Source organism: Brevibacillus sp. NL20B1 (assembly GCF_018195675.1).
In the GTDB taxonomy this organism is placed as follows: Bacteria; Bacillota; Bacilli; order Brevibacillales; family Brevibacillaceae; genus Brevibacillus; species Brevibacillus aydinogluensis.
The window spans coordinates 31,929-58,224 of record NZ_JAGTPT010000003.1 but is presented as its reverse complement, the minus strand read 5'-3'; the positions used below and the strand labels follow the sequence as shown (position 1 = coordinate 58,224).

22 protein-coding genes are annotated in these 26,296 nt (G+C 58.8%); 11 read left to right on the top strand and 11 right to left on the bottom strand.

The features are described 5' to 3' along the window. Positions 1-33: 33 nt before the first annotated feature. From KDN35_RS03375 to KDN35_RS03365, 3 genes are read right to left on the bottom strand one after another with little or no spacing between them, the layout of a single operon-like run. On the bottom strand, positions 34-1,443 hold the full coding sequence (locus tag KDN35_RS03375) for a ferrous iron transporter B (RefSeq protein WP_171565961.1): 1,410 nt from the start codon (positions 1,441-1,443) through the stop codon (positions 34-36). Then, a complete protein-coding gene (locus KDN35_RS03370; protein WP_171565962.1) occupies positions 1,421-2,152 on the bottom strand; it encodes a FeoB small GTPase domain-containing protein in 732 nt (243 codons plus the stop codon). The genes KDN35_RS03375 and KDN35_RS03370 overlap by 23 nt, the downstream gene beginning before the upstream one ends. A gap of 2 nt (positions 2,153-2,154) precedes the next feature. After that, positions 2,155-2,403, bottom strand: a complete 249-nt coding sequence (locus tag KDN35_RS03365; protein WP_171565963.1) for a FeoA family protein — start codon at positions 2,401-2,403, stop codon at positions 2,155-2,157. 271 nt (positions 2,404-2,674) lie between these two features. Between KDN35_RS03365 and KDN35_RS03360 the strand changes: the two genes are divergently transcribed. Further along, on the top strand, positions 2,675-3,043 hold the full coding sequence (locus tag KDN35_RS03360; RefSeq protein WP_171565964.1) for an ArsR/SmtB family transcription factor: 369 nt from the start codon (positions 2,675-2,677) through the stop codon (positions 3,041-3,043). A 150-nt stretch (positions 3,044-3,193) separates the two neighbouring features. Then, on the top strand, positions 3,194-5,635 hold the full coding sequence (locus KDN35_RS03355) for a heavy metal translocating P-type ATPase (RefSeq protein WP_249178892.1): 2,442 nt from the start codon (positions 3,194-3,196) through the stop codon (positions 5,633-5,635). A 114-nt stretch (positions 5,636-5,749) separates the two neighbouring features. Here the strand turns inward: KDN35_RS03355 and KDN35_RS03350 are convergent, their stop codons facing one another. Genes KDN35_RS03350 through KDN35_RS03330 form a run of 5 tightly spaced genes read right to left on the bottom strand, consistent with a single transcriptional unit; the run spans position 5,750 to position 10,933 of the window. Next, on the bottom strand, positions 5,750-6,856 hold the full coding sequence (locus KDN35_RS03350) for a GerAB/ArcD/ProY family transporter (protein ID WP_212132072.1): 1,107 nt from the start codon (positions 6,854-6,856) through the stop codon (positions 5,750-5,752). Between the two features lie 36 nt (positions 6,857-6,892). Beyond that, positions 6,893-7,042 (bottom strand): hypothetical protein, encoded by a 150-nt coding sequence (locus KDN35_RS03345; protein WP_171565968.1) that lies wholly within the window; start codon positions 7,040-7,042, stop codon positions 6,893-6,895. 12 nt (positions 7,043-7,054) lie between these two features. Then, positions 7,055-8,299, bottom strand: coding sequence for a Ger(x)C family spore germination protein (locus KDN35_RS03340; RefSeq protein ID WP_349290949.1), 1,245 nt, complete (start codon positions 8,297-8,299; stop codon positions 7,055-7,057). Continuing rightward, the gene (locus KDN35_RS03335) at positions 8,292-9,398 is read right to left on the bottom strand and encodes a GerAB/ArcD/ProY family transporter (protein WP_212132071.1); all 1,107 of its coding nucleotides are present in this window, start codon (positions 9,396-9,398) and stop codon (positions 8,292-8,294) included. Before KDN35_RS03335 ends, KDN35_RS03340 begins: the two co-directional genes overlap by 8 nt. Further along, on the bottom strand, positions 9,395-10,933 hold the full coding sequence (locus KDN35_RS03330; protein WP_171566046.1) for a spore germination protein: 1,539 nt from the start codon (positions 10,931-10,933) through the stop codon (positions 9,395-9,397). The genes KDN35_RS03335 and KDN35_RS03330 overlap by 4 nt, the downstream gene beginning before the upstream one ends. 276 nt (positions 10,934-11,209) lie before the next feature. On the opposite strand from KDN35_RS03330, the gene KDN35_RS03325 reads away from it, so the two are divergent. Together KDN35_RS03325 and KDN35_RS03320 are read left to right on the top strand one after the other, a co-directional pair. Beyond that, positions 11,210-12,832 carry a dynamin family protein gene (locus KDN35_RS03325; protein ID WP_249178891.1) on the top strand — a complete coding sequence of 541 codons (1,623 nt, stop codon included), beginning with the start codon at positions 11,210-11,212 and terminating at the stop codon, positions 12,830-12,832. A gap of 8 nt (positions 12,833-12,840) precedes the next feature. Further along, positions 12,841-14,808, top strand: a complete 1,968-nt coding sequence (locus tag KDN35_RS03320) for a dynamin family protein (protein ID WP_212132070.1) — start codon at positions 12,841-12,843, stop codon at positions 14,806-14,808. 147 nt (positions 14,809-14,955) lie between these two features. Here KDN35_RS03320 and KDN35_RS03315 read toward each other — a convergent pair whose 3' ends face one another. Then, positions 14,956-15,543, bottom strand: coding sequence for a GNAT family N-acetyltransferase (locus KDN35_RS03315; protein WP_212132069.1), 588 nt, complete (start codon positions 15,541-15,543; stop codon positions 14,956-14,958). 197 nt (positions 15,544-15,740) lie between these two features. Between KDN35_RS03315 and pdxR (KDN35_RS03310) the strand changes: the two genes are divergently transcribed. Further along, positions 15,741-17,162, top strand: a complete 1,422-nt coding sequence (gene pdxR / locus KDN35_RS03310) for a MocR-like pyridoxine biosynthesis transcription factor PdxR (RefSeq protein ID WP_212132068.1) — start codon at positions 15,741-15,743, stop codon at positions 17,160-17,162. Positions 17,163-17,319: 157 nt separating this feature from the next. Here pdxR (KDN35_RS03310) and putP read toward each other — a convergent pair whose 3' ends face one another. Then, complete coding sequence (putP, locus tag KDN35_RS03305; RefSeq protein ID WP_212132067.1) at positions 17,320-18,789, bottom strand: sodium/proline symporter PutP; 1,470 nt, start codon at positions 18,787-18,789, stop codon at positions 17,320-17,322. A 244-nt stretch (positions 18,790-19,033) separates the two neighbouring features. On the opposite strand from putP, the gene KDN35_RS03300 reads away from it, so the two are divergent. Continuing rightward, positions 19,034-19,246, top strand: coding sequence for a cold-shock protein (locus tag KDN35_RS03300; RefSeq protein WP_171565976.1), 213 nt, complete (start codon positions 19,034-19,036; stop codon positions 19,244-19,246). A 522-nt stretch (positions 19,247-19,768) separates the two neighbouring features. On the opposite strand, the gene pdxR (KDN35_RS03295) is transcribed toward KDN35_RS03300, so the two are convergent. After that, positions 19,769-21,208, bottom strand: a complete 1,440-nt coding sequence (gene pdxR / locus KDN35_RS03295) for a MocR-like pyridoxine biosynthesis transcription factor PdxR (protein ID WP_212132066.1) — start codon at positions 21,206-21,208, stop codon at positions 19,769-19,771. A gap of 233 nt (positions 21,209-21,441) precedes the next feature. On the opposite strand from pdxR (KDN35_RS03295), the gene KDN35_RS03290 reads away from it, so the two are divergent. The 5 genes from KDN35_RS03290 to KDN35_RS03270 all read left to right on the top strand — a co-directional run bounded on the left by KDN35_RS03290 (position 21,442) and on the right by KDN35_RS03270 (position 26,240). Further along, positions 21,442-22,911: a catalase gene (locus KDN35_RS03290; RefSeq protein WP_212132065.1), complete on the top strand. Its 1,470-nt coding sequence runs from the start codon at positions 21,442-21,444 to the stop codon at positions 22,909-22,911. Positions 22,912-22,988: 77 nt separating this feature from the next. After that, on the top strand, positions 22,989-23,477 hold the full coding sequence (locus tag KDN35_RS03285) for a redoxin domain-containing protein (protein WP_212132064.1): 489 nt from the start codon (positions 22,989-22,991) through the stop codon (positions 23,475-23,477). A 39-nt stretch (positions 23,478-23,516) separates the two neighbouring features. Beyond that, on the top strand, positions 23,517-24,311 hold the full coding sequence (locus KDN35_RS03280) for a thymidylate synthase (protein WP_212132063.1): 795 nt from the start codon (positions 23,517-23,519) through the stop codon (positions 24,309-24,311). Beyond that, a complete protein-coding gene (locus KDN35_RS03275; protein ID WP_171565983.1) occupies positions 24,308-24,796 on the top strand; it encodes a dihydrofolate reductase in 489 nt (162 codons plus the stop codon). The genes KDN35_RS03280 and KDN35_RS03275 overlap by 4 nt, the downstream gene beginning before the upstream one ends. 238 nt (positions 24,797-25,034) lie before the next feature. Then, positions 25,035-26,240: an amidohydrolase gene (locus KDN35_RS03270; RefSeq protein ID WP_171565984.1), complete on the top strand. Its 1,206-nt coding sequence runs from the start codon at positions 25,035-25,037 to the stop codon at positions 26,238-26,240. The last annotated feature ends 56 nt before the right edge of the window (positions 26,241-26,296 follow it).

Below are 26,296 nucleotides of genomic sequence, written 5' to 3'. Positions count from 1 at the left end.
GCCAGGAGGAGATCTCCGGCGGTCTTGCTGTTATTACGCCACCAAGCCCAATCCTCGTGCTGTCTGCGCGATGACAAACGTCACGGCAATCGCGATGGACAGCGGGATCAGGGCGGACAGCACGGTCCATTTGGCGCTTTTGGTCTCTTTGTAAATGTTGAACAGGGTCGTGCCGCAGGGATAGTGCAGCAGCGAGAACAGCATCATGTTCAGCGCGGTCAGCCACGTCCAGCCGTGTGCCAAAAAGATGTCCTTGATGTTGTCCAGGCCGTCAATGTCCACCATTGCCCCGGAGGACAGATATCCCATCAGAAGGATCGGCAGGACGATCTCATTGGCCGGCAGCCCGAGCAGAAAGGCCATGAGGATGTACCCGTCAAGTCCGAGCGCGTGGGCGAATGGATGGAAAAAGGAAGCCAGGTGATTCAAGATGCTGTCGCCGCCCACGGTCACGTTGCCCAGTATCCAGGTAATCACGCCGGCCGGAGCGGCGACGAGGACCGCCCGGGTCAACACGCTCAGGGATTTGTCCTTGGACGCCAGCAGCACGGTTTTGAGCATCTGCGGTTTCCGGTACGGCGGCAGCTCCAGCGTGTAGTGGGTGGGGACGCCGCGCAGCGCCGTTTTGGACAAAATCCAGGAGACGGTCAGGGTGACGACGATGCCGATCAGCACCATGCCCATGACGATCAGCGCCGTGACCAGCGTGTGGTACTGGCTGGCGACACCGGCGGCCACGAACAGTGAGGCGAGCAGGATCAGCGTCGGCCAGCGCCCGTTGCAGGGGACAAAGTTGTTGGTCAGGATCGCAATCATCCGCTCCCGCGGCGATTCAATGATCCGGGTGGAGATGATCGCCGCCGCGTTGCAGCCGAAGCCCATCGACATGGTCAGCGCCTGCTTGCCGTGCCCGCCCGCCTTTTTAAACAACCGGTCCATGTTGAATGCGACCCGCGGCAGATAGCCGAAGTTTTCCAGCAGCGCAAAGATCGGGAAGAAGATCGCCATTGGCGGCAGCATGACGCTGACGACCCAGGCTGTCCCGCGGAACAGCCCGAGCACGAGCAGGCCGTGCAGCCAGTCAGGGGCGTGAACAGCCTGAAACGCGGCCGTCAGGTGCCCTTCGATCCATCCGAACATGTCGGCCAGCATCCCGGACGGGACGTTGGCGCCGGCGATGGTGATCCAGAACACGACGCCGAGAATCGCCAGCATGATCGGGAAGCCCCAGATCGGCGAGGTGACGATTTTATCCAGCCGATACGTGCTTTCCAGCTTTTTGGGGTCTTCGTAGCGGACGGCCTCCCGGCAGATGTTCCGGGATGTCTGGTAAATGTCGCGGACGATGCCGTCGCGGATCGCGTCTCCGCCGGCCATGCACTGGGCCAGGGCAAACAGCGAGTCGAGCGAATCCGGCCTCTCAGTGGCAAGAAATCTGCTCATGGGGCACGACCTCCTTCATCCCGGTCGCTCCGACGGTGTCGAGGCGTGCCTTGAGGGAGGCGAGCAGCTTCTCGTCGCCGTCAAGCAGGCGGAGCGCAATCCATCTGGGCGAAAAACGCGTGCCCAACAGGTGCGTGACATGCGGCTCCAGCTCCCTGATTTTCTGCTCGATGTCCGCACTGTAGGAAATCGTCACGGGCTGCGGGATGATTTTGCCGGACGCCACTTTTTCCACCTCGGCCAGGAGCGCGTCGATTCCCGTCCGATTGCGGGCTGAGATGGCAACCGTCGGCACGCCCAGCTTTTGTCTGATTTTGGTTACGTCGACGTGAATGCCCAACCGCTTCGCTTCGTCGATCAGGTTGACGCAGAGGACGACGCGGTTGGTCATCTCCATCACCTGCAGCGCCAGATTCAGGTTGCGCTCCAGCGATGTGGCGTCCACGACGACGACAGTTACGTCGGGCTGTTCAAAAATGATGTAATCGCGCGCCACTTCCTCATCGGCGGAATTGGAATACAGTGAGTAGGTGCCCGGCAGGTCGATCACCCGGTAGGTGACGTCTTCGTGGACAAACTCACCGACGGCTGACTGCACCGTTTTTCCCGCCCAGTTTCCGGTGTGCTGGCGGAGGCCGGTCAGCGTGTTGAACAGCGTGCTCTTTCCGGTATTGGGATTGCCGGCCAGAGCGATTGTGTACGCAGCCAAAATCATTCACCTCCCAGGATGTTTCCGAATATCTGCGAGCTTTCTTCCCGGCGCAGGGCAATCGTCGTATTGTTCACACGAAATGCGACCGGATCGCCGAGCGGACTTTTCTGCAGGACCTCGATGACGTTTCCCGGGACGAATCCCAGGTCGAGCAGTCTTCGCCGCAGGACCCCCTGCACGTTGATTCCCGATAAAACAAGCCGCATTCCGGTTTTTGCCTCGGAAAGCGGAATTGTGGGCGAAGCCATGTGATGCCACCCCCTGTGGTTTTCGCATGGGACAAAATGTTTGCCAAGGGCAAATTTTTGCTTACAAAAAAATATGTGACAAAAGTAGATCAGGTTCTTACTGTTAGTATAGTACAAAATTTTTCTCTTAGGAACAAAAAGTTTCTCTAGTGCAACATTTCGTCCTTTGTGCAACACTCCGACGCTGGAGCGGCAGGCATTCGGCACGACTTTGACTCATTTGTCTGTTATAATGGAAATCGTAACGGTTCTCTTTTGGGGTGGTGACTGGATGATATCAAACGAGATGCAGGATTCCTGTGACGATACGTGTCAAGGAACGGAACCGACAGCCGCTGAAATAAAGGAAGCCATGATTGATAACGACACGGCCGGGGCGCTCGCCGATCTGTTTCGCGCGCTGAGCGATCCTACCCGGGTCAAGATCATTTACGCTTTATTGCACAGGGAGCTGTGTGTCCACGACATCTCCACGGCCCTGGACATGGGGCAGTCAGCGGTGTCGCACCAGCTCCGTTATCTGCGAAATCTGCGCATCGTCAAACGGCGAAAGGCGGGAAAAACCGTCTTTTACTCCCTGGACGACGATCATATTGAACAGATATTCGTGCAGACGCTTCAGCACATGAAACACGGCTGATCGTCCGAGACCCGCTTGCTTGGCAGGCGGGTTTTTTTGTCTGCGCTGCGGCCTGCATGCACGGCTGTCCGCCCGGGAAAAATTGTGTTGACGTTTTGCAGCCGGAAAAAATAAGATGATTGTGAGGATAAAATACATGAACAATTAATCATGTGTTTGAGCGGGGTGGAACGAATGGCCAATACGGATGAGTGCTGCAAAGCGGCCTCCCACGCGGAAACAGGATGCTGCGGCAACGGTACTGCCGTTGAGACCTGCAGTGAAACATTGTCCCTGATCGGTCTGCACTGTGCCGACTGTGCGGCACGTCTGGAGAAAAGCCTGGCCCGGTTGCCCGGGATGGCGCGGGCGGAAGTGAACGCCGCCGTCGCCAAGGCAAGCGTCAGCTACGATCCGCATCGGACGACCTATGAGCAGATTGTCGACACCATCCGGAAACTGGGCTACGACGTCGCCCCGCAGCAGCGGGGGACGGCCACGGCTCGCTTCCGCATCCGCGGGATGGACTGCGCCGATTGCGCGCAAAAGCTGGAGAAAAAGGTGGGAGCCCTGCCCGCCGTGCATCGCGTCCAGGTCAATTTCGGCGCGGCGATCATGACCGTCGAGCATGACGGAACGGCAGTTGACCGCGTGATCGACACTGTGCGCCAGGCGGGCTACGAAGCCGTCCGGGAGCAGGAAGCGAACAGGCGGGAGGAAGAGCGGGGCTTTTGGCGGCAAAACAAAAAAGCCTGGTCGACCGTGACTGCCTCCCTTTTGTTTCTCGCCGCCTGGGGCCTGGGGTTCGCGCCGGCAGCACCGGAGCCGCTCATCACGCTGCTCTACGCGCTGTCCATCCTGGCCGGCGGCGTTCGCATCGCCAAAAGCGGCCTGTACGGTCTCAAGTCGCGAACGGTCGGCATCGACTTTCTGATGACGATCGCTGTCATCGGGGCGGTGGCGATCGGCGAGTGGGCGGAAGGAGCGGCGGTGGTCTGCCTGTTTTCGCTGGGGGAAACGCTGGAGGCCTATACCATGGACCGGACGAGACGATCGCTGCGCAGCCTGATGGAACTGGCGCCGGCTGAAGCACTCGTCCTGCGCGACGGTCGAGAGTTGACGCTTCCGGTGGAACAGATTCGCGTCGGCGACACGATTCTGGTCAAACCGGGGGAAAAGATCGCGATGGACGGCATCGTGACCGACGGGCGGTCGACCGTCAACCAGGCGCCCATTACCGGCGAGTCCGTACCGGTGGAGAAGGGAGCCGGAGACGAGGTGTTCGCCGGCACGATCAACCAGCAGGGAGCGCTGACGGTCAGGGTGACCAGACGGGCCGAAGACAACACCTTGTCCCGGATCGTTCATCTCGTGGAAGAAGCACAGGCGCAGAAGGCGCCGTCGCAGCGCTTTGTCGACGCCTTTGCCGCCTACTACACGCCGGCGGTGATCGCCGTGGCTGTCGCAATCGCCGCCGTTCCGCCGCTTCTGTTCCAGCAGCCGTTTGCGGACTGGTTTTACCGAGCGCTGATGATGCTAGTCGTTTCGTGCCCCTGCGCGCTGGTCATTTCCACCCCTGTCTCTATCGTCTCCGCCATCGGCAATGCCGCACGCAGCGGGATTTTGATCAAAGGGGGCATCCATCTGGAACGGCTCGGTGCCGTTTCGGTGATGGCCTTTGACAAGACGGGGACGCTCACCCAGGGGCATCCCGAAGTAACCGGGATCATCCCTGTGTCTGCTCTGACGGAGGTGGAGGTTCTCGCCATCGCCGCTGCCGTGGAAGCCCGATCGGAACACCCCTTGGCGGCAGCCATCGTCCGCAAGGCGAAGCAGGAGGGCGTGGCCATCCCTGACAGCGATCAGTTTGTCTCCGTCCCCGGCGGCGGGGTGAAAGCCCGGGTGAACGGCATCACGTACATGATCGGAAACCCCCGGTGGATCTCCGGCGACGCGGGGCTCTCGCTGGAGCGGGTCGAGCAGCGGATCGAGCAGCTTCGAGAGTCCGGCCACACCTTGATGGTGCTGGGCACGGAACAGCAGGTGGTGGCGCTGATCACGCTGGCCGACGCGGTCCGTCCGTCCAGCAGGACAGCGATTCGGGAACTGCGCTCCCTGGGGATAGAGCGGATGGTCATGCTGACCGGAGATCACCGGGGCGCGGCTCGCGCTGTCTCCAGCGAACTGGGAGGCATCGACTGCCATGCCGAACTGCTCCCGGAAGACAAGCTGACCCTCATCCGGGAGTGGCAGTCTGCTGGCGCCAGCGTGGCCATGGTGGGGGATGGCGTCAATGACGCGCCGGCGCTTGCTGCGGCGACCGTGGGCATCGCCATGGGCGGTGCCGGATCGGATACGGCGCTGGAAACGGCCGACATCACCCTGATGGCCGACGATCTGTCCAAACTTCCCTACGCCGTCAATCTCAGCCGGCGGACGCTGCGCATTATCAAGCAGAACATCGCGTTTTCGCTGCTGGTGAAGGCGGTCTTTCTGCTGATGATCGCGTTTGGCTGGTCCACGCTGTGGATGGCTGTGCTGGCCGATACGGGAAGCTCCCTGATCGTGATCGCCAACGGCATGCGGCTGCTGCGGTCCGCCGAGCGCGCCTAAGCGCTCCCGGTCCGCACCGGGCAGGCGGCGGGCTAGGCAGCAGCCCGCTGCCTTTTTTAGTCCAGCCACCATCCCACCGGCCCGTCTGGCGCTTCAATGCGCACAAATCAGCGGTCAGCTGCCATCCTTCACTCCCCGCAGTTTGGCGATCGCCAGCAGCACGAGCGGGATGACATAGGCGATCACCACTCCGAAATAGCCGAGCCGGTCGCCAAAGGTAAAAAACTCGGTCTGGTTTTGCGGCATCATCGCAATCAGGTAGATAATCGGCGAGAGGATGAGAATCCACGTAAATCTTGAAATCCGGGTAAACACGGACTGCAGCGTGGTTATGGCCAGATCAAACGAGATGCTGCAGGTGTTAAAGATGGTCATGATCCAGATGGTAAAAAAGAGGGAATCGACCCGTTCGATAAACCCGCCCGGCACTTCGACGCCTTTTGCCAGCTCGATGGTGGGAAAGGTCAGATTTTTGACCACCTCCGCTGAAAAGACGCCGATGACCACCATGTAGATGGTCATGTACACCAGGATGGGAATCGCCATTCCCAGCGTGACTGATTTGGGGGCATCCTGCGGACGTTTCATCAGAACCGTGTAAAAAAGCACTAATTCCCCCCCGGTCATGGAAAGGCCCAATCTTTTCACACCGCTGAGCTGGGACATCCAGTCTGAAGAGAAAAACGGCCGGACGTTTTCCCATTCCAAAAAGCGCAGCATGTACAACTGGACCAGGAGAATGATCAACAGCGCGATCGGCAGAAAGATGAGGTTGAGGCGCAACAGCGCCAGGCGCGATCCAGCCGCAACGTACTGGACGATCAGCAAAAAGGCCAGCGTAATCATCTCCACCGGCGTGTTCGTGAACAGGTACTGCTTGGCGATAATGCCGACTGCCCGGATTTCAAAGGAGGCCATCCATATGCTGTGCACACTAAAGAGCAAAGTGAGCAGATACGCGAACGGCCGGCCTGCGATCACCGCCACAATAGCGAAAAAGGGACGGGTGGGAAAGCGGCTGGCCAGCTTGCCCAACAGCCAGCTGATAAAACAGACGACAGTGCCGGCGATGAGGATGGAAATCCACCCGTCAAACGAATTGGTTTCCTCCGCAATCGAACGGGGAAAGGTGAGGATGCCTACGGCGATCACGTAATTGGCGATGATGAAGATCATCTCTCGGGTACTGATTTTTTTATCCGCATAGGAAACGTTGTTCATGGCGAATCCCCTGTCTTCATGCGAATGTTTTTGCGCTCATTCCCGCTTGTCGCATTTCCATGGCGGATCGCCGTGCTCGCGCAGCTTGCGGAACATGATGTGGAGGCTCCACGGAATCAGCACAGACAGCACCGCCCCGGCACATGTCATAAACGGGGGAAGAATGCCGAATAGCTTGTTCAACATGGCTACACCGCCTTAACGTACTTCGTTCCTGCTGCGGGTTTCCGTTGTATTGATCTCGCCCACATTGCGGATGTACACGGTTGCCTTGACGTCGATTTCGCTCGATGCGAAGTAATTTCTGCCGTACTCCCAGTCGTGTTTGAGCTGCTTCCAGAGGTGGGGATGCTCCTGTTTCAAGTAAGTGCCCAACCCGAGCACATCTGTTTTCATCTGCTTGTGCACCTTTCTGATCGTGTCGCGGGCCATTCGCTCGATCTCTTTGGCCAGGTGATCCTGCAGCGTTTTTAACGCATCTTTGCTCAGGTAATTCATTGGCTTGAACGTCTCGTCGATCACGCCTTCACACGTGATGGTGTAGACGAATCGCATCCGCTCCTTGTGCCGGATATCCGCCTTGATTTTCCGGCTGGCCGACTCAATGTTAAATGTCACCAGTTCGCGATCGAGCACTGCCTTCAGCATGCCCCCCTTAACGCGGTCGGTGAGGAAGTTCAAGCCTTCCGTTTCTTCTTCGCCCAAAAAACCGACCATGCGGTTTGATTTTCCATTAAACACGGCCGCGCCGGCCACTTTCACTTCCTTTTCGTTTGAGGTAATGCGGGGAAGCACAAAGCTGTGCTCGTTCATCAGATTTTCGTGGCATTCACCCAACCATATTTCCGGCAATATCCGCGCGTTTTTTTGGATGTTTTCGGCCACGGCGTTGATGTACATGGCCGGCAGTTTTTCGTTTATTGGGGAGATTTCCAGGACGGGGCGGGCGTCCCCTTTGGCGATCATCACCTTGCTGCTGCGGCGCAGTTCCGGATCGCGCAGGAAAAAGTCGAGCGCGTCGGCAAAGGCGTGATTGGCCTTGGCCACCTCTTCGGAGATGATCAGCACTTTCAGTTGCTGGTAAAACGGAATCCGGCTGCTCCGCGTCGCCAGCTCACTGGAAATCTCCAGCAGGGAATCCCCTTCTGATGCGAGGTTCAAAAACGCCTCGTTGGCACTGCCCTGGACGCCTCTTTGCTGCGAACCGGAAACCAGTCCGCCGGGAACCACGAACTGGTGGGTAACCAAAAACCGCCATCGTCCCTCCGGCCTGTCTGGCGCTTCCTTTTCTGCTGTTTCCTCTGCGGCTGAGGAGCGGGGGAAGTCAATCGCCACGCCGATGACAAAACCGCGCTCTTCGATGGGCACCTGATCCCAGCACCCGGATGTCAGGAAAGCGCACAGACCGATCAAGGCAGTGCGCACGAATCGGCGGTCAATCACTCTCCTTCACCCCCCGCAGTTTGGCGATCGCCAGCAGCAGGAGCGGGATGACATAGGCGATCACCACACCGAAGTAGCTGAGCCTGTCGCCAAAGGTAAGAAACTCGTTCTGGTTTTGCGGCGACATCGCAATCAGGTAGACAATTGGCGAGATCATGCGAATCCACGTAAATTTCGAAAACCGGGTAAATACGGACCGCAGCGTGGTTATGGTCAGATCAAACCAGATGGTGCTGGTGTTAAAGATGGTCATGATCCAGATGGTGAAAAAGAGGGATTCGACCCGTTCGATAAACCCGCCGGGCACCTCGACACCTTTTGCCAGCTCGATGGTGGGAAAGGTCAGATTTTTGGCCACCGCCGCTGAAAAGACACCGATGATCACCATGTAAATGGTCATGTACAGCAGGACAGGAATCGCCAGTCCCAGGATGACTGATTTGGGGGCATCCTGCGGACGTTTCATCAGGAGCGTGTAAAAAAGCACGATTTCCGGGCCGGACATGGACAGGGTCACTCCTTTCGCACCTTTGAGCAGGGTCATCCAGTCGGAAGAGAAGAACGGCCGGACGTTTTCCCATTCCAAAAAGCGCAGCGTGTACATCTGGACCATGAGAATGACCAGCAGCACGATCGGCAGAAAGATGAGGTTGAGACGCAGCAGCGCCATGCGCGATCCTGCCACAGCATACTGGACGATCAGCAAAAAGGCCAGCGTGATCATCTCCACCGGCGTGTTCGTGAACAGGTACTGCTTGGCGATATTGCCGACAGCCCGGACTTCAAAGGAGACCATCAATATGCTGTACACACCAAAGAGCAGAGTGAGCAGATACGCGAACGGCCGGCCGACGATCAGCGCCACGTAATCGAAATAGGTACGGGTGGGAAAGCGGCTGGCCAGCTTGCCCAACAGCCAGCCGATGAGACAGACGGCAGCGCCGCCGATGAGGACAGAAATCCATCCGTCAAACGCATCGGTCTCCTTCGCAATCGAACGGGGAAAAGTGAGGATGCCTACACCGATCACGGCATTGGCGATGATGATCACCATCTCTCTGGTGCGGATTTTTTGATCCGCATAGGGAACGTTGTTCATGGCGCATCCCCTGTCTTCATGCGAATGTGGTCTTTTGGCTGCCCGGTCTCCGGCCGTTTTCGCATAAACGTCACGGGAGCACGCAGCAACAGATCCTTCCAGTCGTTCAGCAGTTGCGGCGCAAACGGCGTCAGGTACGGCACACCCAGGCTCGTCAGATTGGCCAGGTGAATAAAGATGGCGACAAACATAAGCACGACTCCGTACAGGCCGAAGATAGCGGCGGCAAACATCACAACAAAGCGGATCATGCGAAACGTCAGCGCCAGGTTGTACGCCGGGATGGCAAACGAGGCGATCGCCGTCAGGGCGACGACGATGACCATGACCGGGCTGACGAGTCCGGCTGATACGGCCGATTCGCCGATCACCAAACCGCCGACGATCCCCACCGTCTGACCGATTGGTTTCGGCAGGCGCAGCCCCGCCTCCTGAAGCAGCTCCATCGTCGCCACCATCAGCAGCGCTTCGACAAACGCCGGAAACGGAACGCCTTCTCTCGTCGCTGCGATAGAGAAGGCCAGGTCGGATGGGATCAGTCCGGGATGATAGGTGACGAGCGCGACGTACAACGCTGGAGAAAAGACCGCCAGAAACGCGGCCACGTAGCGAAGCAGCCGGGCCAGCGTTCCGACAATCCAGCGCTCGTAAAAGTCTTCCGGCGAATGAAGCAGCATGCTGAAGGTAACCGGCACGATCAGGCCCATCGGGGTACCGTCCAGCAAGATGGCCACCCTGCCTTGAAACAGCGCGGAAGCCACCTTGTCCGGCCGCTCGGTCACCTGGCATTGCGGGAACGGCGAAAGAAAGTCGTCTTCGATCCACTGTTCGATAAATCCAGATTCTTCCACCTCATCAACGTCGATGGTGGCCAGCCGCCGTTTCACCTCTTGCACGAGCGCGGGATTGGCGATGTCCTGCATGTAGGCGATAATCAAATCGGTCTTGCTGCGCCGTCCCACGTTCATGGTATCAAAGCGGAGCTGGACGTCCCTGACCCGCCGCCGGACGAGCATCGTATTGTCCCGGATGTTCTCGGTAAACCCTTCCCGTGGGCCCCGCACCAGCCCTTCCGACACCGGCTCGTCGATAGTGCGGGTCTGCCAGCCTCGGCTGTCGATCACGATGGTTTGGGCTGTGCCGTCGACAAACAGGGCGGTATCTCCTGCGAGTACCCGGTCATACATGGCTTCAAATGTTGATTCCAGTTTGACCTCGATGGTAGACAGCACTTCTCTCAACAGGAACGTCAGCATCTCTTCGCCCGGCGGAGGGAGCTTCTTGCCCGATGCCGGCAGTGTCAGCTGGATGTGCTTGACGACTTTGTCATTGATGAGATCAGAGTCCACCAGTCCGTCGAAGCAAACCACGGCGCACGTTAGCGAGGTATTGTCGATCGAAAATGTCCGGACGATCAGATCTTGCGGGTTACCCAACGTCTGCTTGATGGCCGTCAGGTTTTCCTCAAGACGGGGGTAGAGCGGGGTGGACAGGTCGGGCGTCTGCTGCGGGCGTCGCTTCAACTGCGAAGCCATTGTTTTTGTCGGCCTCTTATTTTTGCGATACACCTGGAGGTCCCTCCTGTCGTGGAAACACAAGCCTGTTAGTGCGATTTTTTCCGGAAGTGAGCGGAATTATGCGAACGCTGCCGCTTCTGCGGTGCCGGTTTGCCCCTGCATGTAAGTTCCAATACCGCATTCGCGCAAAAGAATTGAAGAACGAGGGGAGGTGTGGTACATTCGGCATGGTAGAATAGGAGAGTGGAGAGGAAGAAAGACGAGAGGATGATAGGGGTGCCTGACACACAGGTAATGGAGCGGGCAACGGATTTTGCCCGCCTTGCTGATACACTGGAACAGATCGGATCGATGATGGAAGAGGCGAAAGACGGCACGACGCCGGGGAAAATGGCGCAGCTTGCCGAGAAGACGCGGCAGGCAGAGCTGAACATCGCATTTTGCGGCCATTTTTCCGCCGGCAAATCGACGATGATCAATACGCTGTTGGGCGTCAATCTGCTGCCGTCCAATCCGATTCCCACCAGCGCCAACGTGGTCAAAATCCGCGGCGGGGAAAAGGCTGCTCGCGTCTATACGCGCAACAGCGGCGTACTGACCTTTGACCCTGACACCGAAATGGAAAAGCTGAAGCAGTTTGCCGTGGATGGGGACACCGTGGAATGGGTGGAAGTCTCCTATCCGGGGACGTTCCTGGACGAGCGTTCCAGTCTTCTGGATACGCCGGGGATCGATTCCACCGACGCCGCCCACAAGATCGCGACCGAATCGGCGCTTCACCTGGCGGACGTGGTCGTCTACATGATGGACTACAACCACGTGCAGGCGGAGGAGAACTTCAATTTTACCAAAGCGCTGAAAGACCGCGGAAAACCGGTCTACCTGGTCGTCAACATGATTGACAAGCACATCGACTTTGAGCTTGATTTTGACAGTTACAAGGAGAGCGTGGAAGAGGCGTTCGCCACGTGGAACATCAAGCCGGACGGCATTTTCTACACGTCGCTGGCGGAGCCGGATCACCCGGAAAACCAGTACGAGGCGTTTCGGGAGAAGCTGCTGGCGCTGATCGGTGAGCGGGAGAGGCTGATTGGGGAGAGCGTCGTCCACTCTGCGGAGCACCTGATCGACGAGCACGTGAAAGGGATCGCCCAGCGCAACGCAGCGGCCCGCGAAGCGCTGGAGAGCAGACTGGAGGCACTGGCGGTGGACGGCGTGGACAAGAGCGATGCCGCCCAGGCGGAAGCGGCGCTCCGGGAGGCGGAAGCGCAGCAGTCTGCGCTGGCCAACCGGGCCGAGGAGGCGCGCAAGCAGATGGAAAAAGAGCTGTCCGCCCTGCTTGACAACGCGCGGCTGACGTATTACAGCACCAACGAAGCGGCGGAGCGCTATCTGGAAAGCCGCAAGCCGGGATTCAAGGTGGGCCTGTTCTTTGCCGCCAGAAAAACGGAGGAGGAACGGGCCAAGCGGCTGGACGCCCTCTTGGCTGATATCCGCGAAAAGGTGGCCGGCAATCTCGACTTCCATTTCAAGGATCTGGTGAGCAAGCTGCCCGAGGCGTACGGCATCCGCGACGAAGCCTACCACGCCGCCGTGCACGCCACGCGGATCGAGGTGACGGCTGAATTTCTCGCCGCCCTTGTGAAGGAGGGAGCAGGCACGCGCGAATACGTGATGAACTACTGTTCCGATATTTCCAACGCGATCAAGGCGGAGTACCACCGTGCAGGACTGGCGTTCATCGAACAGGTGACGGCGCGGCTGCGTAAAGAGGCAGAAGCGGAGGCCGAAGCGCTGAATGGGCGGCTGGGCGCACTGCGTGAACTGGCGGAGATTCACGCCGGGCTGGCTGCGCTGGCAGAAAACGAGCGGGCGGTCAAAGAGCGGCTGCGAGCGATTTTGCGTGAAGGAGCGTAACGGAGACAATGAACCAACTGAGAGAGAAACTGATTGCTGCAGCGGAGCGCTTGCGGCGGGCAAGCGATGAAATTGCGACGGTGCCGGGAATGCAGGCGCAGGCCGAGGCAATGCGGGAGCGTGCCGACCGTCTGACTGCCAACCGCTTTACGGTCGCGTTGTTCGGAGCGTTCAGCGCCGGCAAGTCGTCGTTTGCCAACGCGCTGATGGGGGATTTGGTACTGCCGGTGTCCCCCAATCCGACGACGGCGGCGATCAACAAAATCATGCCGCCGACCGAGAGCCATCCGCACGGGACGGTGCGAGTGGTCCTGAAGAGCCGGGAAGCGGTGGAGCAGGACGTGCTGCGCTCACTTGCCGTCTTTGGCCTGTCGGCTGACGGGCTGGAGCAGGCTCTGGCCGAACTGGACAAGATCGACGTGGCGCACATTCCGCCGACTGCGAAACCGCATTTCACCTTTTTGAAAGCGGTGACCAAGGGGCTCAGCGACATGACTCCCCATCTGGGGGGCGAGCTGATCGTCGACATGCAGGCGTTCAAAGGCTTTGTGGCCAAAGAGGAGAAAGCCTGCTTTGCCGAGTACATCGAGCTCTTTTACGCGTGTCCCCTGACCGAGCAAGGGATCGTGCTGGTCGATACGCCGGGAGCGGACTCGATCAACGCCCGCCATACCGGGGTCGCCTTCGAGTACATGAAAAACGCCGACGCGGTGTTGTTCGTCACCTACTACAACCACGCCTTTTCCCAGTCGGACCGGGAATTTCTGCTGCAGATGGGCCGCGTGAAGGACACCTTTGAGATGGACAAAATGTTCTTCATCGTCAACGCTGCCGACCTCGCCTCCTCCAAGGAAGAGCTGGACGGAGTGGTCGCGCACGTGGAGAAAAACCTGCTCGCCTGCGGCATCCGCCATCCGCGGATCTATCCTGTCTCCAGCCAGACGGCATTGCTGGCCAGGATGCACGCGGCAGGCAAGCTGTCGGCCTCGGCGGAAAAAGTGTACCGCCAGCGCACCGGCACGGCGGAAGGCGAACCGCTGCCAGCGGCGGAACAGGCATTTGAGCTGTCCGGCATGGCAGGGTTTGAACGGGATTTCCTCCGCTTTACCCTGGAAGAACTGACGAGCATTGCTGTTACGGCGGCGATGGGAGAAATCCGCCGGGCACACGACATGCTGGCCGAGTTCATCCGGATGGCCCAGGCGGACGAAAGCGAACGGATCGCACGCCGCCAGGCCGCCGAAGAGGCGAAGCGGGCGGCGCTCGCAGCGGTGGCCGAGCTGTCTACTGCGTCGGCCGAACGGGATCTGGCCAAGGAGCAGGAGGAACTGCTGTACTATGTAAAACAGCGCCTCTTCTTCCGGTTCAACGAACTGTTCAATGCCGCGTTTAACCCGGCTGTGCTGAAAGAAGACGGCCGGAACATGAAGCAGGCGCTGCAAGGCTGTCTGAGTGACCTGCTGCGGTCGATCAGCTACGACCTGGCTCAGGAGTTGAGGGCCACGACGCTGCGCCTGGAGAAGTTTGTAAACAAACTGGGAGTCTCCCTGGTGGAGCAGTGGCAGCGCGACGTACAGCGGCACGCCGCCGGGCTGACGCTGGCTCCGTTCCAGCCGCGCCAGACGGAGACGCTGCCGTTTGCTGAAGAGCTTCCGGTGGATGCGGCAGCCCTGCACCCGGCGCTTTCCCTGTTCAAAAACACCAAGGACTTTTTTGAACAGGACGGCAAGACCAAACTGCGCGACCAACTGGAAAAACTGCTGCAGGAACCCGTCGCCGCCTACGTCGCGGCCGGCAGTGAGCAGTTGGGTGAACAGTTTTCCACCCTGTTTGCGGCCGTGACAGCGGACGAGCGGAACCGTGCGGCGGAGCAGGTGGAGTCGTACTTTACCGGCGTGTTTGCCGCACTGGACATGACGCTGGATTTGGACGAACTGTCCGGCAAGCTGCAGCGCGTGGCTTCCGAGCTGGAGTAAGCGGCACCGGCGAGACGAGGAGCAATGTAACATGACGCCAAAAGCGGCCTGTCACCGGGCCGCTTTTTTTGGTGTGCATGGGCGGAAGCGTTTGATGCAGCGATACACGCTTCGGCACTGCTGGGCGCAGGAAGCGCCAGGAGGAGTTCATCCTCCTTGTCCAAGCTGTCGGCGTGACTCCCACTCTTCGCGCAGAATGCCCATCTTGATCGCGTCGTAGTATTCGCCGCGCACGATGCGTGCCTTGCGAACCCGCGCTTCTTCGATCATCCCGCAGCGGGCGGCCAGCCGGATCATCCGCTCGTTCCCGGACCAGGTGCCGATTCCCAGCCGGACGGTGTCCATGTGGGTAAACAGATAGTCGATCCACATCTGAAACGCTTCGCTGCCGTAACCGTTGGACCAGTAGCGCGAATCGTAGATGACGATGCCGATCTCAAACCAGTTGGTTACCTCCGACACCCAGTAGCGCCCCACACTTCCTTTCAGCTCGCCGTCGATTTCGATGATCAGTTCCGTTCGGGGCTTGTCTGTGCCTGCGAGAGCCAGCGCCTCCCGGTGTTTGGGAAGCTGACGGTACTCTTCCAGCGTCATCGGCTCCAACGGCTTGTAGGGGCTGTTCCAGTTGAGATGCTCCCGGTCATTTGCCTCGTAATACCAATAGTAGAGCGTGTCCAGATCCTCCGGACGGATGTCCCGCAGTACCACTTTTTCCCCTTTGAGCAAGATGTTCATGCGTATTCCCCCCGGTATGGTGATGTGTCTGCATATCAAGATCTTGACAGATGACAGGAAAAGCTCCCGCATGCGGCTGGCTTTGTACGCGCGTTTCACAGTGCGAGCTTTTCTGTTATACTTAGTCTACTTGACATCTGCACCTGTCAATAGTGACAGTTTTCAAGGGATTGATAAGGACAGAGAGGGGACGATGAATGGACCTGACGCCCATCTTGCACCCCGACAGCGATGAACCGTTGTACGTTCAACTGTATCAGGCGATCAGCAGGGAAATTGCCGCCGGACGCATCCCGGCGGGAACCCGGCTGCCGTCCATCCGCCAGCTCGCCCGATCCATCGGCGTGGGCAAGATCACGGTGGAAGCGGCCTATCAACAGCTGCTGGCGGAAGGCTACATCGTCAGCCGGGAACGCAGCGGATATTTTGCCGCTGACATTGAAGCCTGGGCGGACAGCAGCACAGACGAGCGACCTGTGCTGCCCACCGGACAAAAAAAGCGGAAAGGCGAGCATCTTTCCTTGCGGTACAACTTTCACGGTTCGGTGGTGGACACCCGTCATTTCCCGTATGCGCTGTGGCGCTCCTGCCTGATGGAGGCGATGGACCGGTACTCCGCCGACTTTGCCTATTACGGGGACGACCAGGGAGAGTGGGAACTAAGGGTGGAGCTGGCTCGTTACCTCAGACGGGCGCGGACGCTGGTGTGCGAGCCGGAGCAAATCGTCATTGGCACGGGACTGCAGCAGGCGATAAGTTTTCTCTGCCTGATGCTGCGGGACGATCATCAGGTCGTGGCGATGGAGGAACCGGGCTACGCCGATGCTCGCGTCGTGTTTGAACATCACGGTTTTCGCGTCGTGCCGGTGCCGCTGGAGGAGGACGGCCTGTCCGTGGACGTGCTGGAGCGAAGCGGTGCCACCGTCGTCTACGTAACGCCCGCCCACCAGTACCCGCACGGCATGGTCATGCCGGTGGCCAAACGTCTCCGCCTGCTGCAGTGGGCCAAGGCATGCGGAGGAATCATCATCGAAAATGACTACGACGGCGAGTTCCGCTACAACGTCAAACCGACGCCCTCCCTGCAAGGCATGGATCAAACGGGAACAGTGGTCTACATCGGCAATTTCTCCAAGGCTTTTTCCCCCGCGCTGCGCATGAATTATACGGTGCTGCCGCCGGTCCTGCTGGGCCGCTATCTGGAGAGCTTCCAGGCGTATCCGTCGCCTGTCCCGCGCCTTGAGCAGCGGGCGATGCAGCTTTTTATGCAAAAAGGGTACTGGGAAAAGCACGTTCGCAAGATGCGGACAATCTACCAGAAAAAGCATGCAATCCTGCTGCAGGCGATCGTCGACCACCTGCATCCGCACGTGACCGTGCTGGGCCATTCCGTGGGCCTGCACATCCTGCTGGAAGTACATACGGACCGCAGCGAAGAAGAGCTGATTCGTATAGCCGCTGAGGCGGGAGTGGGTGTCTACCCGGTCGGACGCAACTGGCAGGAGCCGTGCGGCAGACAGGAGCGGCCGCGCATCATCGTCGGCTTTGGCGGCATGAGGGAAGAAGACATTTCAGAGGGAATCCGCCTGCTGGCCGCCGCGTGGTTTGGGCGATGCTGAGCGTGTCGTGTCCGGTATTGTCGTGCAGAGGGGTTACCGGTTTGAAAAGGAAAGGTTCGGGCAGATATTCGCGTGCAAAAATGAGCAGACCGCCAATGCAGGTTGCATTGACGGTCTGCCCGTTGTATTGAGTGGGAGCGGCAATCAAGCAAAGTGCTTACTGCTTGCTCAAACGCTCGTATCGGTCAAATTGCTCCTGAAGCTGCTGCGACGGCTTTTGCGTCAGCAGGCTGACGACCACGATGGCCAGCAAGCTGGCGGCAAAGCCCGGCACCATTTCGTAGAGGAAATTCTTCAGCACGTCAAATTGGGTCCAGATGATGACGGTAGCGGCACCGGCAACCATCCCGGCGAGCGCGCCCCATTTGTTCATCCGTTTCCAGTAGAGGCTAAGCAGCACCACCGGTCCAAACGATGCGCCAAACCCGGCCCAGGCGTAACCGACCAGACTCAGGATCGTGTCGTTCTTGCCGTAGGCGAGCGCCAAGGCGATCAGCGACACCAGCAGGACGGACAGGCGGCCGATCGTGACCAACTCCTTGTCTGTGGCCGAGCGACGGAAGAAGGTCTTGTAGACGTCTTCAGTCAGCGAGCTGGAAGTGACGAGCAGTTGGGAAGAAATCGTACTCATGATCGCTGCAAGAATGGCTGCCAGCAGGAAGCCGGTAATCAGCGGGTGGAACAGGATTTTACCCAGTTCGATAAAGATCGTCTCCGGATCGGCAATCGTCCAGCCCTGTTTGGAGTACAAGGCGATGCCGATCAAACCGGTCAGCATTGCACCAACGACGGAGAAGATCATCCAGCCCATGCCGATGCGGCGCGCTTTTTTCATCTCCTTGACGGAGGAGATGGCCATGAAGCGGACGATGATGTGCGGTTGGCCGAAGTAGCCAAGCCCCCAGGCAAACAGCGAGATGATGCCCATCAGGCTGGTGCCTTTGAAAATGTCGAGCAGGGCGGGGTCAACGGCATGGATTTCCGTAAAGGTTGGCCCGATTCCGCCGACGGTCATAATGGTGACCACAGGCACCATGATCAGCGCGATGAACATGATCAATCCCTGCACAAAGTCGGTCCAGCTCACGGCGAGAAAACCGCCGAACAGCGTGTAAGCGATGGTGACGCCGGCTACGATCCACAGCCCGGTGTGGTAGTCGAGGCCAAACGTGTTTTCGAACAGCACGCCGCCGGATACGATCCCGGAGGAGACGTAAAACGTAAAGAAAATCATGATGACTAGGCCGGATACCAGGCGCAGTATGCGGCTGCCGTCGCCAAAGCGGTTTTCCAAAAACGCTGGAATGGTGATGGAGTTGTTGGCTACCTCCGTATAGGTGCGCAAACGCGGCGCCACGTACAACCAGTTGGCGTACGCCCCGAGCGTCAGGCCGATGGCAATCCACGAGGCGCTGATCCCTTGGGCAAACATCGCGCCGGGCAAGCCCATCATCAGCCAGCCGCTCATGTCGGATGCTCCTGCACTGAGCGCCGTCACAGCCGGCCCGAGCGTCCGGCCGCCCAACATGTAGTCAGTGAGATTGGATGTGCGCTTGTACGCGTAGTACCCGATCAGCAGCATGCCGACCATATAGGCGGTAATGGAAGCGACTAGTTGCATATCCATGTGCGTTTTATTCCCCTTTACAATTTTATCAATATTGAACATATTGTGACGATGAATAGTCTAACATGAAAGCGCTTTAAAATCTACTGGTAAAATCAAACGAATAGCAAAAAGATATCAAAAAATTAGATTGAACGTTTCCTTCGTACGACATTCTTTCTTTCGTGCTGCGTTTCCACTTTCCCATGCATCCGCATATGATGTGATAAGCCAGCGAGCTGCACTGACACAGGGAGGAAGGGCAATGATTGAAGGGAAAGTGAAATGGTTCAGCAAGGAAAAAGGGTACGGCTTTATCGAACGGGAAGGCGGCCCCGATGTGTTTGTCCACTATTCGGCCATCGCCGGAACAGGATACCGCAATCTGGAAGAAGGTGAATTGGTCACGTTTGACATCGTCAACGGCCAGCGCGGCTTGCAGGCGGCAAATGTGGTCCGCAAGAACAGCCAAAGCTGACCGCTGGCCCCGGCCGGCAGCGAGGAGGAGCAACAGTCGCCAGCCGGTTGCCTCTCGACAAACAGTCCCTGCAGACGTACAAGACGCCGTTGCTCCCGCGGGAGCAGCTGGCGTCTTTTTGCGCATGTCTTATTGTCGGGATAAAAATATGAAAAAGGCAATCAACAAAACGAGCGTGAGGGACAGATAGATCGAAAGCAGGTTTTTCGACCGTCTGGCAAAACTTCTTCTCGTCTTTTCTTCCGGATTTCGGCCGATCAGGATGGTACTGACAAGTCCGATGAAGGATAGAACGAGGACGGCTATGATAAAGGGATAAATGCTCACATCGGTACACTCCTTTCGGTCTTTGCCATGCGTCAGCGAGGAGCTGAACACATGGGGCCACATGCTTGTCCCACACGATCATATCCCGTTGTTCGCCGAAATGGACCATCCACTTGCCCACTTTTTTGCCCATCCACTTGAACGACTGTCGTTCCGCGGGTGCCGTGACCCTGGGGGAAAAAAAGCGGCGGGCGGTCATTGGCGACAAACGGAGCGATACGCCTCCGCCAGGCGGCTGATCGCGTCCTGAATCCGCTCTTTTGGGGGGCGTCCGAAGGTGAAGCGGACGAACCCTTTTTTTGATCCGAAGACCATGCCCGGGACAAAGATGACGCCGCGCTTGACCGATTCGGCCAGCATCCGGTTCTCGCTCCACTCGCCCGTCAACCGGCACCATAAATGAATTCCTCCTGCGGGCGGCACAAACTCTGCGCTGCCGCCAAACGACTCGCGAAGCGAACAAACAAGCCGCTCGCTGCGGCCGGCCAGCTCCCTGCGCAGCATGTCCAGATGGGCGGGAAACCACTCCGAGGACAAAAAGCGGTTCGCCAACCACTGGGGAAAAATGCTGTGCCCAAAATCGATCTGCTGCTTGGCGTCGGCCAGCCGCTCAATGACCGTTCGGGGCCCGACAACCCATCCGATCCTCAACCCGGAGGCGACAATCTTGGTCAGCGAGCTGATGTACAGCACGGTGCCGTGTCGATCCAGGGACTTCAACGTAGGAACATGTTCGCCCGAAAAGGCGGTCAGGCTGTACGGGTCGTCCTCCACGATGGGAATTCCGTGTTCAGCCGAAATCTCCAACAGCCGTTTCCGCCGGGGCAGGGAGAGGAACGTTCCCGTCGGATTCTGAAAGTTGGGGTTGAGAAAGACCATTTTGATCCGATGCTTGCCGTGCAGCGCCAGCAGTTCGTCCGGATCGATGCCTTCGCTGTCCACGGGGAGCGGAAAAAGCCGCACGCCCGCCGACCGGAACAGCGGCAGCGAGTAGCAGTACGACGGGTCTTCGATCGCCACGGCATCGCCCGGCTGGAGCAGGCACTGAACCACGAGATGCAGGGCCTGTTGGGCGCCTGCCGTCACCAGAATGGACGAGGGAGCGGCATCGATGCCCTTCCACGTCTTCATGTGGGCAACCAGCGTGTCACGCAGCTGCGGATTTCCTTGCGGATGTTCGTAGCCAAAGTGACAGGGGAAGTCGCCCGCGGCCAGCAGCTGCCGAAACTGCTCGTGCGGGACCAGTTCGGGAGACAATTCGCCGCTCGCCAGGTCAAGCATGTCGCTGTCCTGCGTGTCGCGGCGTATCTGGCGGATCAGAGGCAGGTTGGGACGGAACAACCCCGCCTCTGCCATCCGCTTCCAGTCGGGCGTACGATTCCGGGCCAAGCCCCAGATGTCCCGGCTCACAATGGTTCCGCTGCCTTGTCTCCGCTCCACCAAGCCGGCCGCCCGCAATTCCTCGTAGGCGGTCACGACGGTCGAACGGTTGACCTGGAGCTCCTTGGCGAGCAGCCGTTCGGACGGCAGACGGCTCCCGGGCGGAAACTCTCCGCTGGCAATCCGCTGTTCCATCCATTCGGCAATTTGTTTGTAGACAGGTGTATGTCCCTGACGGATCGGTTTCCAATCCACCTTAGCATCCCCGGCTTTCTCCTAATACTTTCGTGTCGCCGTTATTATAGCACAGCCCGTCCGGTGACCGAGAAAATACGGATCGCTGCCGCTCCGCACATGATTCAGATGATAATACTTATTTCTTTTTAATAATAATTATTGAAAGATAATTGTTATTGTGTTATGGTTGATGCATGAAAGTGATAATGATTTTCAAATGATAGCTATTCTAATCAATGGGAGGCACGATCATGGAGAACCGTAATGTTTTGACGACCAATCAGGGAGCGCCGGTGGCGGACAACCAAAACTCGAAAACGGCCGGCCAGCGCGGACCGACGCTGCTGGAAGACTACCATCTGATTGAGAAGCTGGCGCACTTCGACCGCGAACGGATTCCGGAGCGCGTCGTTCACGCCCGGGGGGCGGGAGCGCACGGCGTGTTTGTGACGACGGCCAGCATGGCGAAATACACCCGGGCCGCCTTTTTGCAGGAAGCAGGCACGGAAACGCCGGTGTTCGTCCGCTTCTCCACGGTGATTCACGGCGGCACGTCGCCGGAGACGCTTAGAGATCCGCGCGGTTTTGCCGTCAAGTTCTACACCACCGAAGGCAACTACGACCTGGTTGGCAACCACCTGCCCGTCTTCTTTATCCGCGACGCGATCAAGTTTCCCGACATGGTGCACTCGCTGAAGCCGGCGCCGCACAACAACATTCAGACGCCCAACCACTACTGGGATTTCATGACGCTGAGTCCTGAATCCACGCACATGCTCACCTGGCTGTTCTCCGATTACGGGACGCCGGCCAACTACCGCCAGATGGAAGGGTTCGGGGTTCACGCCTTCAAATGGGTGAACAAGCACGGCCAGGTCGTATACGTGAAATACCACTGGAAGCCGCTGCAGGGCGTCAAAAACCTGACGGCGGAAGAGGCGCGGGAAATCGGCGGCCACGACTTCAACCACGCGACCCGGGATTTGTACGAGGCGATCGAAGCCGGCAACTTTCCGCAGTGGGATCTGTACGTGCAAATTCTCGATCCGAAAGACATGGACGCGTTTTCCTTTGACCCGCTTGATCCCACGAAGGTATGGCCGGAGGACGTGCTGCCGCTCGTCAAGGTGGGCACCATGACGCTCAACCGCAACCCGGAGAATTACTTTGCCGAAGTGGAGCAGTCCGCCTTCGCCCCCAGCGCACTGGTGCCGGGCATTGAGCCGTCCGAAGACAAACTGCTCCAGGGCCGTCTGTTTTCCTATCCGGACACCCAACGTCACCGTCTCGGGCCCAACTACCTGCAGATCCCGATCAACTGCCCGTACGCGCCGGTGCGCAACTACCAGCGGGACGGGGCGATGCGCATCAAGGAGGACGCATCGCGGATCAACTACGAGCCGAACAGCTACACGGAAACGCCGAAACAGGCCCCTGAGTACGCGGAGAGCCAAGCGCCGCTGCACGGGGTCACGACCCGCCAGCGCATCGCAAAAACCGATGACTTTACCCAGGCGGGTGAACGCTACCGCTCTTTCAGCCAGACGGAGCGGGACAACCTGATCAAAAACCTGGTGAACGACCTGAAATCGGTCGACCGGGAGATTCAATTGCGGGCCATCTGCAACTTCTTCCGCGCCGACGCCGAGTACGGCATGCGCGTAGCGGAGGGATTGGGCATCGACATCAGCGGATATATCCCGCAGCCGTCGGGCGAGTAACCCCCTGAGCGAATCCGGGCCGGCGGGGCTGAGCCGGCCTCTGATCCACCCTGATCTTCCGTGTGAGGAGGGATAGTATGCGGGTCATTCAAGCCTTGTACAAGTACGCGCTGCCATCCACCGACGGCGTTCGCGTCTCCTGCGGCGAACTGCTGCGGGACGCGAACGGCCTTGTGCTCGTCTCGTTTCCGTTTGCCTTCACCGAGACCAGCGAACAGGCTCTGGCCTGGTTCCGCGATCAGTACAGCCAGTTTGCGGAAAAGAACTGCAGCGTCGTCGGGCTCAGCGTGGAAAACGTGTTTACGCTGAAGGCGCTGCGGGAAAAGCTGCACCTGCCGTATCACCTGCACAGCGACGCCAACCGGGAAGTAAGCCGGTCGCTCGGGATTCTCCTCCCGGAAGTGGCGGGGGTCAGGGACGTCACCGATAGTTCTGTCCTGTTCGTGGACCGCTTGCGGCACATCCGGCGCTGGACGTACGGCGGCGGTGCGTCCGATTTTGAACGGATTCAGCGGGAACTGGTCAAAAGCCTTGTCCCATTTCCGTCCCATTTGGGTTACTATTAAAGGATGGGACAACTGCTGTACGCAAGGGAGCGATGAATGATGAAACAATACCTGGACCTGTGCCGCCGGATTCTGGCGGAGGGGACCGTCAAACAGGACCGGACGGGAACGGGCACGATCAGCATCTTTGGTCACCAGATGCGGTTTGACCTGCGCGAAGGCTTTCCTCTGCTGACGACGAAAAAGCTGCATACCAAATCGATCATCCACGAACTGCTGTGGTTTTTGAAAGGCGATACCAACATCCGCTATCTGCAGGAGAATGGCGTGCGGATCTGGAACGAGTGGGCGGACGAAAATGGCGAGCTGGGGCCGGTGTACGGCAAGCAGTGGCGCTCGTTTGCCGGTCCGGACGGGAAGACGGTGGACCAAATCCAGTGGGTTGTAGAGGAAATCAAGCGCAACCCCGATTCGCGCCGGCTGGTGGTGAGCGCCTGGAACCCCGCCGAGCTGGACAAGATGGCGCTGCCGCCGTGCCACGCGCTGTTCCAGTTTTACGTCGCGGACGGCAGGCTCTCCTGCCAGTTGTACCAGCGCAGCGGCGACACGTTTCTCGGCGTGCCGTTCAACATCGCCAGCTACGCGCTGCTGACGCACATGGTTGCCCATGTGACCGGACTTGAGCCGGGCGAATTCGTGCATACGCTCGGCGACGCCCACCTCTACCTCAACCACGTGGAGCAGGTGAAACTGCAGCTGACTCGGGAGCCGCTGCCGCTGCCGCAGCTCAGGCTGAACCCGGCGGTCACGTCCATCTTTGACTTTACGTTTGACGACATCGAGATCGTGGGTTACGAGGCTCATCCCCACATCAAGGGGGAGGTGTCGGTATGATCAGCATGATCGCGGCATACGCCCGCAACCGCGTGATCGGCAAGGACGGCGCGATGCCGTGGCATTTGCCCAACGACTTGAAGCACGTCAAGGAAGTGACCACCGGCAAGACGATCGTCATGGGGCGCAAGACCTTTGAGTCGCTGGGTCGGCCGCTGCCCAACCGACGCAACGTCGTGCTGACCCGCCGGCGCGATTTTGCCCCGCCGGGCGTCGACGTCGTGCACAGCGTGGAAGAGGTGCTGGCGCTGGGCGACGTAATCATCTTCGGCGGCGCCGAACTGTACCGCCAGTTCATGGATCTGGCCGATCGGCTGTACATTACGGAAATCGACATGGAGGCAGAGGGAGACACGTTTTTCCCTGAGTGGGACCGTGATGCTTTTACGCTGGTGTGGAAGCGGGAAGGAACGGTCGATGAACGCAACCCGGTTCCGCACACGTTTTACCTGTATGAACGAAAAAACAGAAGCGGCGGTGCGTGAGCCTGCTTCCCGTCCCCCATACTACAAAGCCGGACACCCGATGCGCGGCACCGCGCGGATACGGTTGTCCGGCTGTCTTTTTGCATGCGCACCATTATAATGAAGAAATTTTTCGAAATTAATCACCAAGAGCAGCAGGGCATGTTGTTATATTTTTATATTTATACAAAGCTATGAATAAAATATCGTTTTTGCTATGATGGAAAAAGAGAGCTGAAAGAGGAGCGGGAGGATGGACATGCTGCAGGAGAAACTGAAAGAACTGCTGAGAGAAATAGAACCGCAGATGGTCGCGTGGCGCCGCCATCTGCACCAGTATCCGGAGCTGTCGTTCCAGGAGGAAAAGACGCCCGCCATGATTGCGGACATCCTGCGCCAACTGGAGTTTGACGAAGTGCGGACCGGTGTGGGCGGACGCGGCGTCGTCGGCGTGCTGCGTGGCGGACAGCCGGGTGCCACTGTCGCCCTGCGCGCCGATTTTGACGCCCTGCCGATCCAGGACGAAAAAGAGGTGGAGTACAAGTCCAAGGTGCCGGGCGTGATGCACGCCTGCGGCCACGATGCCCATACCTCCGGACTGCTGGGGCTGGCGACGGTGCTGTCCCGCCACCGCGGCGAGATCCCGGGTACGATCGTGTTTTTGTTCCAGCATGCCGAGGAGGAAAATCCGGGCGGAGCGATTCAGATGGTGGAAGACGGCGCGCTGCAGGGGGTTGATGCCATTTTTGGCGCACACCTCTGGTCGATGTGTCCGGTCGGCACGGTCTGGGTGAACGCCGGCCCGGTGATGGCCAATTGCGACGACTTCATAATCGAGATCCAGGGCAAAGGAGGGCACGGCGCGATCCCGCAGGAGACCGTCGATGCTATCGTGATCGGTTCCCAGATCGTGGGGGCGCTGCAGACGATCGTCAGCCGCAACATCAGTCCGCTGGAGAGCGTGGTCGTCACGGTGGGAACCTTTCACGCCGGAGACAACTACAACGTGATCGCTGACCGCTGCCGCCTGACGGGCACGGTCCGCTCGTTCCTGCCGCACGTGCGGGACAAGGCGGAACAGCGGCTGATCGAGATTGCCAAAGGCACGGCTGCATTGATGGGAGGCAGCGCGGAAGTGACCTACATGCGCGGCTACCCGGCCGTCATCAACAGCGAGGCAGAGACAGAGATCGCCCGCCAGGCGGCCGCAGCGGCGGTCGGCTGGGACAACGTGGAACGCATGGAACCGATGATGGGAGCGGAGGATTTCGCCTACTATCTGCAGCACGTGCCGGGCTCGTTTCTCTTTGTCGGTGCCGGCAATCCGCAAAAAGGGGCAGAGTATCCGCACCACCATCCGCGCTTTGACATTGACGAAAGCGCCATGCTGATCGCCGCCGAAGTGCTTGGACGCGCCGCTCTCGATTTTTTGGACAAACACGAAAAGCGTTCACGAAGCGCCTAACCCTTGTGGGCCCTGGCGCTTTTTTTCACGTTCGGCCATAAGCTGATGGGGAGAAG